At 64.5% G+C, this 12,038-nt stretch carries 11 protein-coding genes; 6 read left to right on the forward strand and 5 right to left on the reverse strand.

Features of this window, described 5'->3' with window-relative positions:
• The first annotated feature begins 61 nt into the window (after positions 1–61).
• From crtY to LHJ54_RS00900, 5 genes are all read left to right on the forward strand, one after another.
• A complete protein-coding gene (gene crtY / locus LHJ54_RS00880) occupies positions 62–1,273 on the forward strand; it encodes a lycopene beta-cyclase CrtY (protein ID WP_228241748.1) in 1,212 nt (403 codons plus the stop codon).
• Positions 1,266–2,822, forward strand: coding sequence for a phytoene desaturase (locus LHJ54_RS00885; protein WP_228241749.1), 1,557 nt, complete (start codon positions 1,266–1,268; stop codon positions 2,820–2,822). Before crtY ends, LHJ54_RS00885 begins: the two co-directional genes overlap by 8 nt.
• 2 nt (positions 2,823–2,824) lie before the next feature.
• The gene (locus LHJ54_RS00890) at positions 2,825–3,406 is read left to right on the forward strand and encodes a TIGR00730 family Rossman fold protein (RefSeq protein WP_228244247.1); all 582 of its coding nucleotides are present in this window, start codon (positions 2,825–2,827) and stop codon (positions 3,404–3,406) included.
• 23 nt (positions 3,407–3,429) lie between these two features.
• Positions 3,430–4,428, forward strand: coding sequence for a phytoene/squalene synthase family protein (locus LHJ54_RS00895; protein ID WP_228244248.1), 999 nt, complete (start codon positions 3,430–3,432; stop codon positions 4,426–4,428).
• A gap of 144 nt (positions 4,429–4,572) precedes the next feature.
• On the forward strand, positions 4,573–6,480 hold the full coding sequence (locus LHJ54_RS00900; protein ID WP_228241750.1) for an acetyl/propionyl/methylcrotonyl-CoA carboxylase subunit alpha: 1,908 nt from the start codon (positions 4,573–4,575) through the stop codon (positions 6,478–6,480).
• A gap of 20 nt (positions 6,481–6,500) precedes the next feature.
• On the opposite strand, the gene LHJ54_RS00905 is transcribed toward LHJ54_RS00900, so the two are convergent.
• On the reverse strand, positions 6,501–7,790 hold the full coding sequence (locus LHJ54_RS00905; protein WP_228244249.1) for a multidrug effflux MFS transporter: 1,290 nt from the start codon (positions 7,788–7,790) through the stop codon (positions 6,501–6,503).
• A gap of 68 nt (positions 7,791–7,858) precedes the next feature.
• On the opposite strand from LHJ54_RS00905, the gene dinB reads away from it, so the two are divergent.
• Positions 7,859–8,980 (forward strand): DNA polymerase IV, encoded by a 1,122-nt coding sequence (dinB, locus tag LHJ54_RS00910; RefSeq protein WP_228241751.1) that lies wholly within the window; start codon positions 7,859–7,861, stop codon positions 8,978–8,980.
• Here the strand turns inward: dinB and LHJ54_RS00915 are convergent.
• The 4 genes from LHJ54_RS00915 to LHJ54_RS00930 form a co-directional block, all read right to left on the reverse strand.
• A complete protein-coding gene (locus tag LHJ54_RS00915) occupies positions 8,977–9,462 on the reverse strand; it encodes an NUDIX hydrolase (RefSeq protein ID WP_228241752.1) in 486 nt (161 codons plus the stop codon). The genes dinB and LHJ54_RS00915 overlap by 4 nt on opposite strands.
• Positions 9,450–10,073: a 6-phosphogluconolactonase gene (locus tag LHJ54_RS00920; RefSeq protein ID WP_228241754.1), complete on the reverse strand. Its 624-nt coding sequence runs from the start codon at positions 10,071–10,073 to the stop codon at positions 9,450–9,452. The genes LHJ54_RS00915 and LHJ54_RS00920 overlap by 13 nt, the downstream gene beginning before the upstream one ends.
• On the reverse strand, positions 10,070–10,531 hold the full coding sequence (locus LHJ54_RS00925; RefSeq protein WP_228241756.1) for a Dps family protein: 462 nt from the start codon (positions 10,529–10,531) through the stop codon (positions 10,070–10,072). Before LHJ54_RS00925 ends, LHJ54_RS00920 begins: the two co-directional genes overlap by 4 nt.
• 74 nt (positions 10,532–10,605) lie before the next feature.
• Positions 10,606–11,922, reverse strand: a complete 1,317-nt coding sequence (locus LHJ54_RS00930) for an alkaline phosphatase PhoX (protein WP_228241758.1) — start codon at positions 11,920–11,922, stop codon at positions 10,606–10,608.
• Positions 11,923–12,038: the final 116 nt, after the last annotated feature.

The following is a 12,038-nucleotide window of genomic DNA, read 5'->3' on the forward strand; positions in this document are numbered from 1 at the left end:
GCGTCAATCCGGCGGCGCTGCCGATTGCCCTTCGCCCGCTTCGTCCCTACTTGCCATAGCGATGACCGAGCGCAGTGTGGATGTCGCGATTGCCGGCGGGGGGTTAGCGGGCGGGCTGATCGCGCTTGCTGTCGCCCGGCGTCATCCGCAGTTCGACATAGCGCTGATCGAAGGCGGGGACCGGTTGGGCGGCAAGCACCGCTGGAGCTGGTTCGGCAGCGATATTGACCCAGCCGGAGAGGGGCTGATCGGCGTCTTTCCGGTCACCTCGTGGCCCGGCAGCTACGAGGTACATTTCCCGGCTTACCGCCGCACCTTGCGCGCCAGCTACAACTCGCTTGCCAGCGAGGATTTCGCCCGTACGCTGGAGCGGGAACTGAACCAGGGCAGCATCCTGACCCATCGTCCTGTTGCCAGCCTGGATGCCGCCGGCCTATCCCTGGCCGACGGCGAACGGATCAACGCGCGTCATGTGATCGACTGCCGTGGACTGAAGGACGCGCCGCAGCTGACTGGCGGCTGGCAGGTGTTCCTGGGCCAGGAATGGCAGCTTGACCGCCCGCACGGACTGGTCGGCCCCGTCATCATGGATGCAACGGTAGCACAGGAAGGCGCCTATCGTTTCATGTACCTCCTGCCGCTCGGCCCTGACAGGCTGTTTCTGGAGGACACGTACTACGCCGACACACCCCGGCTGGACAAAGCCGCACTACGGGTCCGCATCGCCGACTACGTGGGCGAACACGGCTGGTCGGGGCGGGCCTTGGATGAAGAAACTGGTGTCCTGCCGGTCATAACCGGCGGCGACTTCGCGGCCTTCCAGGCGGCGCAGCGCACCTCCGGGGTCGCCGTTGCCGGTGCTCGCGGGGGTTTCGTCCATCCTCTGACGAGCTACACCCTGCCCCAGGCGGTCCGCATCGCCAATCTCGTCGCGCAGGCTGTCGACAGGGAGGATGTTTCATTGGCGAGCTTGCTTGAAAGGGAAGCGCAGCGGCACTGGCACGCGACCGGTTTCTACCGCCTGCTGGGCCAAATGCTGTTTGGCGCGGCCAACCCGGCAGAACGGTATCGCGTGTTCCAGCGCTTCTATCGTCTGTCGGAGCCGCTGATCGAACGCTTCTATGCCGCCCGGTCCACATGGCCCGACCGTGCCCGCGTCCTGGCGGGCAAGCCGCCGGTGCGGATTACACGCGCCCTCCAGGCCATAGCCAGTCAGTCCCCACCCCTAGTCGCCCCATCCCTAGTTGATAGATCGGAACAGTTTCATGTCTGACACTCTCGCGGCCACCCGCATCAGCCGCTCGCCGGACAGCGCCAGTCAGGCGAACGACACCTCTTCCCGCAAGCGTGCCTGCGTCATCGGGGCGGGCTTCGGCGGCCTTGCCCTGGCCATCCGGCTGCAGAGTGCGGGCATCGCGACCACGCTGGTCGAAGGGCGCGACAAGCCGGGCGGTCGCGCCTATTTCTGGGAGCGGGACGGGTTCACCTTCGACGCTGGCCCCACCGTCATCACCGATCCCGACTGCCTGCGGGAATTGTGGGCGCTGTCTGGGCATGACATGGCCGAAGATGTCGAATTGATTGAAGTGAAACCGTTTTACCGGCTGAATTGGCCGGACGGGACAAATTTTGACTACTCCAACGACGAAGCCCAATTGCATGCCGAGATCGCCAAGCTGAACCCCGCTGACAACGCCGGGTATCAGCGGTTTCTGGCCTATTCGGAGGAGGTTTGGCGTGAAGGTTACGTGAAGCTGGGTCACGTGCCGTTCCTCGACTTCAAATCCATGCTCAAGGCGGCGCCCGCGCTGGCCAAGAACCAGGCTTACCGCTCCGTCTATTCGATGGTGTCCAGCTTCGTGGAGAATGAACGCCTGCGCGAAGCGCTGAGTTTTCACACGCTGCTGGTCGGCGGCAATCCGATGAAGACCAGCGCCATCTACGCCCTCATCCACAAGCTTGAAAAGGATGGCGGCGTATGGTGGGCCAAGGGCGGCACCAACCGGCTGGTTGCCGGCATGATCCGTCATTTCGAACGGCTGGGCGGCACCTTCAGGCTGGGCGACCCGGTGGTCTCTATCGAAACTCTGGGCAGCCGCGCGCAGCAGGTGAAAACCGCCTCGGGCTGGAAGGAGCGGTTCGATGCCGTTGCCAGTAATGCGGACATCATGCATTCCTACCGCGACCTGCTGGGCGATACGCAACGCGGCAAATCCTACGCCCGCACTCTGAAACGCAAGACCTATTCCCCCAGCCTGTTCGTGGTTCACTTTGGCCTCAAAGGAACCTGGCCGGGTATCCCGCACCACATGATCCTGTTCGGGCCGCGCTACAAAGGGCTGCTCGACGATATCTATACCCATGGCGTTCTGCCGGAAGACTTCTCGATCTATCTGCATCATCCGACCGTCACCGACCCGTCCATGGCGCCGGAGGGGATGAGCACGTTCTACGCCCTGGTGCCGGTGGCCCATATGGGCAAGCTGACGATCGATTGGGACGAGGTCGGCCCCGTGCTGGAAAAGCGGATTTTGGACGAAGTTGGCCGCCGCCTCATCCCGGACATCCACGAACGGATCGTCACCAAGTTCTCCTACGCGCCCAAGGATTTCGCGCAGGATCTCAATGCCCACGTCGGCAGCGCGTTCTCGCTCGAGCCGGTCCTGTGGCAGAGCGCGTGGTTCCGCGGTCACAACCGGGACAGCGTTATCGAGAATTTTTACCTTGTTGGTGCAGGAACCCACCCAGGCGCAGGTATTCCCGGCGTAGTGGGTAGCGCCAAGGCGACGGCCAAGCTGATGGTGGAGGATCTGGTTCAATGACGATGCGGCGTCTTGCCATTTACTGCGGTTCGGCAACGCCAGCCGATGCACGCTACATGATGCTTGCGCGCGACGTGGGGGCCGAACTCGCGCGCCGGAACATCGGGGTGGTGTATGGCGGCGGCAGGCTGGGCCTGATGGGCGCGGTGGCGGGCGGCGCCCTGAATGCCGGGGGGGAGGTCATCGGCGTCATTCCCGAAGCGCTGGCGGGCAGCGAGGTGGCCAACACCGATTGCACCCAACTGCACCTCGTCAGCGGCATGCACGAGCGTAAGAAGCTGTTCACCGACCTGTCGGATGGCTTCATCACGCTCCCCGGCGGCGTGGGCACCATGGATGAATTGTGGGAAGCGGTAAGCTGGGCGCAGCTCGGCTATCACTCGAAACCTGTCGGCCTGCTCAACACGTTCGGCTTCTTCGACCACCTCATCGCCTTCAACCGGCACATGGCCGAGGTGGGGTTCGTGCGCCCCGCTCATCAGGAAATCATCAAGGTGGCGGACAGCTTGGGCGAGCTATTGGACCGCATGGCCGCACACCAACCGCACCGGCCGATCTTCCAGATGGAGGCGAGCGAACTGTGAATACCCCGGCCGGCACCCCCCGGATGCTCGCGCCCTCGCGTGTGCTGCGCGAAACCCCTGCCCGTGCAGGCGGTGGGCGCGACCGGGATGCGCTGATCTGGAAGGCGGAGGACGCGATCAAGGAAGGTTCGCGATCCTTTTCACTCGCTTCCAAACTGTTCGATCGGCCTACGCGCGAACAGGTCTGGCTGCTGTACGCCTGGTGCCGCCGGTGCGACGACATCGCCGACGATCAGCACATGGGCGGGACACTGGGCAACGCCAAGAACCAGGAAGACCGGGTGCAGGCCATCCGCGTTCTGACCCGCCGCGCGCTCGATGGGTTGCCGACCGCCGATCCCGCCTTCGACGGGCTGGGCGTGGTTGCCGCGGAATGCGGCATCACGCGCGAGATGGTGGATGACGTGATCGGCGGGTTCGCGTTGGACGCGACCGGCTGGCAGCCCCGGTCCGAGGGTGACACCATGCGCTATTGCTATCACGTCGCGGGTGCGGTGGGGGTGATGATGGCGCGGGTCATGGGTGTGCCGGGCGAGGATTTCGACACCTATGATCGGGCGTGTGATCTCGGCCTGGCGTTCCAGCTGGCCAACATCGCCCGCGACATCGTGGAGGATGATGCGGCGGGCCGTTGCTATCTGCCGCAGGAATGGCTGGCAGAGGCGGATCTCGCTCCCGGTCAGCACGCCCGTCCGGAGAACCGCTTCGTGCTCGCCTCCATCATGCCCCGGATGATCGGCATGATGGACCAGCACATCGCGGCGGCGCGGTATGGCGCGCGAAAGCTCAAGTTCCGGCAACGCTGGGCCGTGCTGTCCGCCGCGCGGATTTACGGCGCGATCGGCCACAAGGTGCTCGCCCGCGGACAGAACGCATGGGACCGGCGTGTGGTGGTAAGCAAGCCGGCAAAGCTGGGCCATGTGGCGGCGGCGTTCGTGGAGGCGTTGTGGAACCGGCCCGAGCGGCCCGAACCAATGCCCCGATGGACGCGGGACAAGCTGCAGCCGATGAAGGGCTGGTAAGCCTGCGGTAATCACGCTGACGGGCTGAGCCAGTCGCATGCCTGTGTCGCGCTGTGGGCCGCCGATACTTCCTCCCGTCCGGGTTCCACTGGGCTCCTGCGGCGGGCGGTTTTCTTTTCCGTCGCACCTCCTTAGTGGCACGGAATGATCCGCAAACTCCTCATCGCCAATCGGGGCGAGATCGCCTGCCGCATCATCCGCACTGCCCGTTCGATGGGCGTTGCAACGGTTGCGGTCTATTCCGATGCCGATGCCAAGGCGCTGCACGCGCGTTCAGCGGACGAAGCGGTCCATATCGGTCCCTCGCCCGCTGCCGAGAGCTACCTGGTGGGCGCGAAGATCATCGCGGCGGCGCAGCAGACCGGCGCGGATGCGATCCATCCGGGCTATGGCTTCCTCTCCGAGAACGCCGACTTCGCACAGGCCGTGATCGACGCGGGGCTGATCTGGGTCGGCCCCAAGCCCGCAAGCATTCGCGCGATGGGGTTGAAGGACGCGGCCAAGCAGTTGATGCGCCGCGCTGGCGTACCGGTGACGCCGGGCTATGACGGCGCGGACCAGTCGGCCGAACGGCTTACGGCGGAGGCCGAGGTCATAGGGTATCCCGTCCTCATCAAGGCGGTCGCGGGCGGCGGGGGCAAGGGGATGCGCAAGGTCGATAGCGCCGCCGAGTTCGACGCCGCGCTGGAGTCCTGCCGGCGCGAGGCGCGCGCAAGCTTCGGCAACGACGAGGTTTTGCTGGAAAAGTGGATCACCTCGCCCCGCCATATCGAGGTGCAGGTGTTCGGCGACAGCCACGGCACCGTGGTCCACCTGTTCGAGCGCGACTGCTCCCTGCAACGCCGCCACCAGAAGGTCATCGAGGAAGCGCCCGCCCCCGGCATGGACGAAGCCACCCGCGAGGCCATCTGCGCCGCCGCCGTGCGCGCGGCCAAGGCGGTCGATTACGAGGGCGCGGGCACGATCGAATTCATCGCCGATGCCAGCGAAGGCCTGCGCGCCGACCGCATCTTCTTCATGGAGATGAACACCCGGCTGCAAGTCGAACACCCCGTCACCGAGGAAATAACCGGGGTCGATCTGGTCGAATGGCAGCTACGGGTCGCAAGCGGCGAGCCGCTGCCCAAGCGGCAGGAGGAGCTGTCGATCAACGGCCACGCCATCGAGGCGCGGCTCTATGCGGAAGACCCGGCAACGGGCTTCCTGCCAAGCATTGGCGCGCTCGAGACGTTCGATGTCCCGACACACCGCGATGACACCCGTATCGACACGGGCGTTCGTCAGGGCGACGAGATCACTCCGTTCTACGATCCCATGATTGCCAAGGTCATCGTGCGAGAAAGTGATCGCGGAGAGGCGATCCAAACTCTGCAGGCGGCTATAGCCGACATCCGCATCCAGCCTGTCAGGACCAATGCGGCCTTCCTGCATCGCGTACTGGCGCTTGATGCGTTCGTGGCTGGGACGATGACTACGGCATTGCTGGGCAACCATCCAGAACTTGCCGATAAGCCGCCGCTGTCACGAACTTCTCTCGCGAACGCGATGAAGCTTCTCCGGCAGGACTTTCAACGCGCCACCCCTACGTGGTTCGGTGGCGGTGAGCGGATGCAGGGCATCCGACTGAACGCCCACCCCAAACGCAGCACGACGATCTATGTCGATGGACTGGCCCATGAGGTTGATTGGGTCGACGACATGGCGTCCGTTCCGGTGCCGCATGGAACAGGCTTTGAGCGGAGCGATACCGGGTTCACCTGGTTCGAAAACGGCGAAGGGTATGCGATTTCGCTAGCCAAGCACGGGACCGGCCAAGCCTCCGCCGCCGACGGCGCTATTATCGCGCCGATGCCGGGCAAGGTCATCGCAGTCGACGTCGCGGAAGGGCAGGACGTTACCGCCGGGCAGCGGCTGATGGTGCTCGAGGCGATGAAGATGGAGCATGCCCTCACCGCGCCTTTCGATGGGACGGTGACAGAACTGAAGGCGGCCGAAGGCAGCCAGGTGCAGGTCGAGGCGCTGCTGGCGGTGGTGGTACCGTCCGCGGAGTAGAAGCCGCACCGGCTTGGCGTTTAGCGTACCGGCGCTCCCTCGACCCCGTCCTCCACATCGTCCGGATCAGGCGCACCGAACAACTCGCCTCGTTCGGAGAACAACACAAAGACGAGGCTGGCGACCGCGGTAATCAGCAGCGCCGACGCCAGCGGGCGCGCGGTTCCGTCATACAGGAAGCCGATGAGGGCGCCCAGCGCCGCGCCTGTGGTCAGGCGCAGGAAGCTCTGCGCCGAACTCGCCGCCCCGGCGATATGGTGGAACGGCTGCATGGCGATTGAGCCGAAGTTGGCCCCGATAAACCCGAGCAGCGCCATGTTCGCCGCCATCAGCGGGACAAACGTCCACAGGGTTTCATCCGGGTCCATTGCGAAGAACAGCTGCGCCCCCGCCACGGCGATGAAGGCGAACAGCGCGGTGTGGCTGACCCGCCGGGCGCCGAACCGCTCCACGATGCGGCTGTTGGCGAGGTTGGCAATCGACATGCACGCCGCGCAGAAGGCAAAGATGTAGGGAAACTTGTCTCCCGCGCCGAAGGATTCACCGATCAGTTGCTGCGAGGAGTTGATGAACCCGAACAGTCCCCCGAACACCAGCGCACTGCCAAGCGTGTAACCGATCGTCTCGCGCAGGGTGACGGAGTGGGTCATGTTGCGCGCTATGATGCCCACCCGGATAGGTTGGCGGTTCGCCTCCTCCAGCGTTTCGGGCAGTTCGCGGTATACCCATATTGCCATGACGCAGCCGGCCGCCGCCATGCTGACGAAGATCCAGCGCCAGTTGCCGGTTACCTGCACGATACCCTGCCCGATGGTTGGCGCGATCGCTGGCACGATCAGGAAAATGACGAAGATCGTGCTCATCATCCGTGCCATCTTGTCCCCGCCAACCCGGTCACGGATGATGGCAGGCGGCAACGCGATGATCGCGGCGGCACTGAAACCCTGTAGGGCGCGGAGCGCAACCAGGGTGGTGAAATCCTCCACCACCGAGCAGGCAGCGGAAAATGCGATATAGGCGAACAAACCGACGAACAGCACCGGCCGGCGCCCGTATCTGTCGGCAAAACTCCCGGGAACCAGGGCGCCTAAACCTGCCGAGATGAGGTAGGCGCCGATCACGAATTGCCGGCTGTTCCCCGCCGCGCCCAGATCGGCCGCAAGTTCGTCCAGCGCGGGCAGCATCGCATCGATGCCATAAGCATTCAACGCCATCAGGAACGCCATCATGAAGATGAGCGATCGCTCTCCAATGCCCCCGCGCGGCGAAACGGAGTTGGCTGATCTGTCCGGCGCCGCCCGTGTTAGCATCTGCACAAAATGTTCCCTGCCCCACCCTGTTCCATCAGGTGCGACCTTGTTCTATAAGTGTTCCGGTGATGAGCGCGGTCGAGGCGGAAGTGGTGGCGAACGCAGCATTGCGCAAGATCATCCACATCGACATGGACGCCTTCTTCGCCTCCGTCGAGCAGCGCGACAACCCCGCCTTGCGCGGCCTGCCCGTCGCCGTAGGCGGGTCGACCGGGCGGGGGGTCGTCGCTGCTGCCAGTTACGAAGCGCGGCGTTTCGGCGTGCGTTCCGCCATGCCGTCGGTGACGGCCAAACGGCTTTGCCCCGATCTTGTGTTCTGCAAGAGCCGGTTCGACGTCTATCGCGCGGTCTCGGTGCAGATACGCGCCATCTTCGAGCGATACACCGACCAGATTGAGCCGCTGAGCCTGGACGAGGCATATCTGGACGTTACCCACGACCAGCAGGGGATTGGATCTGCGACACAGATCGCACAGCTGATCCGCCGCGCCATCCGCGCCGAAACGCAGCTCACCGCCAGCGCCGGGGTCAGCTACAACAAGTTCCTCGCCAAGCTGGCCAGCGACCAGAACAAGCCCGACGGCATCTGTGTCATCCGGCCGGGCGAAGGTGCCGCGTTCGTGCAGGGCCTGCCCATTCGCCGCTTTCACGGCGTAGGTCCGCGCGGAGAGGAGAAGATGCATCGGCTCGGCATCCGGACCGGAGCGGACCTCGCCGGAAAGGACATGCCGTTTCTGCGCGCCAATTTCGGCAGCTTCGCCGAATACCTGTTCCATGCGGCACGCGGTGTCGACCACCGGCCCGTTCGTTCCAGCCGCGTTCGCAAATCCGTAGGCGGCGAACGCACCTTTGGCGAAGACCTTTCGGGCGGCTCCACTCTCCATGCGACGCTCGACCAGATCGCTGACATTGTGTGGGAACGCATCGAACGCAATGGCGCGCGCGGGCGGACCGTAACGCTGAAGCTCAAGTACAATGACTTCCAGCTCGTGACCCGCGCCCGCTCCCTGTCGCACCTCGTGACTGGCAAGGCGGAATTCACCGCCATCGGCCACGCACTGCTTGAAGAGATGCTGCCCCTGCCGCTGCCAGTCAGGCTGATGGGGATGACACTGTCGTCGCTGGAAGGCGTAGAGCCGGGCACCCGCAAGGAGAAGTCCGCACGGGCAGCGCAGCTTTCCCTGCTCTAGCTTTGGCGTTCGCGCCCCCGGTCCTGGCGCCACAGTTCCAGCCGCCGGGCCGTGCGGGCACTGAGCGGTTCGGGGAGTGAATGGCGCGGAAACAGGCGCGCTTCGGCAACTTCCCGCTCATCTGCCTTGGGAAGGGATAAAAGGTTGCCGGTGTACAGCCACGCCGTAGAGCTAGTGCCGAGCACCTGTTCCTCGAAACTGCAGACGAGGCGGAGGCCATCGACCTCGCAGCCCGTCTCTTCCCGCAATTCGCGCCGGGCGGCGCTCTCCGGCGTCTCGCCGCGCCTGATCCCGCCGCCAGGAAAGGTCCACTTGCGCGCGCCATAGGTAAGACGGACCAGCAAGAGGCGCTCATCTGGCGTGGTGCCGATAACCGATACGCTGCGCAGGTGAGGTCGCAGGATGCGGAAGGCCACCCGGCGAGCGCGATCCGCGCCCCGCAGCAGCAAACGGTGAAGCGGTCGCGGGATCAGGCGAAACATGTGACCGGCTGCGTTGCGGCCGCCAGCAGGCGAGCGACCGGCAGGTCGTTTTCACCTGCCGCCGCCGCGTCAAACACGGCGCGCTTGTCCTCGCCCTTGATCACGAAAACGATTTCGTCACTGTTGAGCAGCGCGGGCAGGGTCAGGGTGATCCGATTGAACGGCGCGTCCGGTGGGAGCGGGTCGGGCGTGACCCGCCGGATGCGCTGCGTATCGTCCACCGTGGGATCGGTGTTCGGAAACAGGGACGCGATGTGGCCGTCTGCCCCCATACCCAGCCAGACGAGGTCGAACCGCGGCACCTGCTCCATGATCGAAAGCGTCACCACCTCCGCTCCCGCCGGTTCCAGCAGGCGGCGGATCCGCCCGGTATTGCTGGCCTCATGGTCCTCTGCGACTTCCCTGTCGTCGTTGGACCAGACCAGCAGACGATCCATCGCAACCCCCCGCTCCACCAGCCGCTCCAGAATGGGAAACGGCGTCGCACCGCCTGGAACCGTGATCGCCACAGGTGCTGAGCGGCTGGCAAGCCGCTGCCCGATCCGCTCGCTCAGCCAGTCGGCAATCTGATCGGAAGAAGCGTTTTCGACAATGGTCGGCGTCGCGCTCACTTCAGGTTCTGCGACAGGAACCAGATCCGCTCTTCCGTCTGATCGATCCAGTCATCGACCATGCCGTTGGTGGCGTAATCATCGGCCTCTTCGCTGGCCAGCTTCACTTCGACCAGCCGCTCGTGCAGCTTGCGGTTCGCCGTCACCAGCTCCTCCACCATCTTTTGCGGCGGCAGTTCGGCGTCATCCTCGTCGGCTATACGGGTATGCGCGGCAACAGAACCAATCGAAGTAAGCGTCTTTTCCCCGTTCTTGCGCACCCGCTCACCGATGATGTCGACCAGCCCGATCAGCTGCTTTGCCTGTTCGTCGAACAGAAGGTGCAGGTCGCGAAAGCGCGGACCGTACACGTGCCAGTGAAAGTTCTTAGTCTTCACGTAGAGCGCCAGATGGTCGGCCAGCGCGCCATTCAGCGCCTGCACCAAGGCGGTTTTCGAATTATCGCCGGATGATCCCATGATCTTTTCCCCGTTAGTGATCGTCTATGACTTTCAACGAATGGCAGCAGTGGCGGTTTCCCCCCGAGCCCCGGTTACCAAGGTCCGGTTACCGCCAAAGTCAGCGTGGGGCTGTAGGCGTTGACGAAGAACCATTTTCCATCAGGCGAAAAACACCCGCCTGCCAATTCGGTCTGCATGCGCAAGCGGCCGAACGTATAGGGCAGCCCCGCTGGCGTTATGCCGCGCAGGTGATTGTCCACCGCCTCGCTGTACTGGTCTTCGCAAACGATCAGGTGTCCGTTCGGTGCAACGGTCAGGTTGTCGCCGTAATTGAACTGCACCGGGCTGGTCGACTCAAAAAACAGTTCAAGCATATCCGGTCGCTGACCCCTGCCCGGCACCAGCTTGAAAATTTGCCCGCACTCTGCGGCTCCGCCGTTGGTGGAGCAGATGTACAACTCGTCGGTGCCCCAGTGAATGCCTTCGCCCCGCGCGACCAGCAGCGCACCCTGCGCCGCGGCGCGAAGGCGCAGGTCGTCCTTCGGCGCCTCGGGATCGTCAAGGTCAATCCATCGTGCTTCCAGCCGCTGTCCGACCGGCAGCACGGCTGCCCCCCAATTCCGGCTGTCGGCCAGCCCTCCGGTGACGCGCAACGCCTGAAGTCGTCCCCCTTCAGCGAGGCGGCCGGGGGCGCGGGGCACAAAGCGGTAAAGGACGCCGTCATCCCGGTCCTCGGTCAGATAGACGATGCCCGTCACGGGGTCGACGCAGGCGGCCTCGTGATTGAAGCGGCCCATCGCTTTGAGCGGGACGGGATCGACCAGACCGGTGGCGGCAGCGGGCACTTCAAAAACGTACCCGTGATCGGGAGCTTGTGACAAAACCGATCCGCCCGGCTCTTCACAGGTCAGCCAGCTGCCCCATGGCGTCACCCCGCCCGAACAGTTGCGAATGGTGCCAGCCAGACTGCGAAACTGCCGCTCGACCGCCAGAGTGCTGGCGTCCAGAACGATGGTGGTCGTGCCGCCAGGCAGAACCCGGCCATCTGCGGCGGTTGCATAGCCGCTCGCCAAAGTTCCGCCTGCCTGGTCCCGTGCGCTGAGTTCGTGGTTGCGTACAAGCGCGATCCTGCCGCTGCCAAGGTCGAAACAACCCATGCCGTCGGCCTTGTCGGGCACCCGCTCGCCATCGTTCATCGGCTGGTTCAGACGCGAGAGAACCCGGTAGGTAAAGCCGGCCGGCAGATCGAGCACGCCAGCGGGATCGGGCATGAGCGGGCCATAGAAATTAGCATCTGCCACCAGCGGCCCGGAGCGCGCCATCCGGCATCCGCTGGCGACCAGCGCGCCGAAGGCAGCCGCGGCTGTCCCGAGGAAGCGGCGGCGAGTCTGAGCAGGAGAAATCAACATCTTGGTCGGTCCTGAGCTTGTTGCTGCACCAGCGTCGCCAAGCTGTTCCCGTCGCCGCGCACCGGATTTCCAGAGCGTCGTCGGCAGCAATGTTGCGGACGATGGATGTAATACTG

Origin of the sequence: Porphyrobacter sp. GA68 (assembly GCF_022605525.1) — a bacterium.
Classification (GTDB): domain Bacteria; phylum Pseudomonadota; class Alphaproteobacteria; order Sphingomonadales; family Sphingomonadaceae; genus Qipengyuania_B.

What these genes read in the sequence shown, in the direction of transcription:
- LHJ54_RS00890 (WP_228244247.1), top strand. Translation starts at nt 2,825, where the DNA reads ATGCGGCGTCTTGCCATTTACTGCGGTTCGGCAACGCCAGCCGATGCA.
- LHJ54_RS00925 (WP_228241756.1), bottom strand. Translation starts at nt 10,531, where the DNA reads ATGGGATCATCCGGCGATAATTCGAAAACCGCCTTGGTGCAGGCGCTG.
- LHJ54_RS00885 (WP_228241749.1), top strand. Translation starts at nt 1,266, where the DNA reads ATGTCTGACACTCTCGCGGCCACCCGCATCAGCCGCTCGCCGGACAGC.
- LHJ54_RS00915 (WP_228241752.1), bottom strand. Translation starts at nt 9,462, where the DNA reads ATGTTTCGCCTGATCCCGCGACCGCTTCACCGTTTGCTGCTGCGGGGC.
- LHJ54_RS00930 (WP_228241758.1), bottom strand. Translation starts at nt 11,922, where the DNA reads ATGTTGATTTCTCCTGCTCAGACTCGCCGCCGCTTCCTCGGGACAGCC.
- LHJ54_RS00905 (WP_228244249.1), bottom strand. Translation starts at nt 7,790, where the DNA reads ATGCTAACACGGGCGGCGCCGGACAGATCAGCCAACTCCGTTTCGCCG.
- LHJ54_RS00895 (WP_228244248.1), top strand. Translation starts at nt 3,430, where the DNA reads ATGCTCGCGCCCTCGCGTGTGCTGCGCGAAACCCCTGCCCGTGCAGGC.
- dinB (WP_228241751.1), top strand. Translation starts at nt 7,859, where the DNA reads ATGAGCGCGGTCGAGGCGGAAGTGGTGGCGAACGCAGCATTGCGCAAG.
- crtY (WP_228241748.1), top strand. Translation starts at nt 62, where the DNA reads ATGACCGAGCGCAGTGTGGATGTCGCGATTGCCGGCGGGGGGTTAGCG.
- LHJ54_RS00900 (WP_228241750.1), top strand. Translation starts at nt 4,573, where the DNA reads ATGATCCGCAAACTCCTCATCGCCAATCGGGGCGAGATCGCCTGCCGC.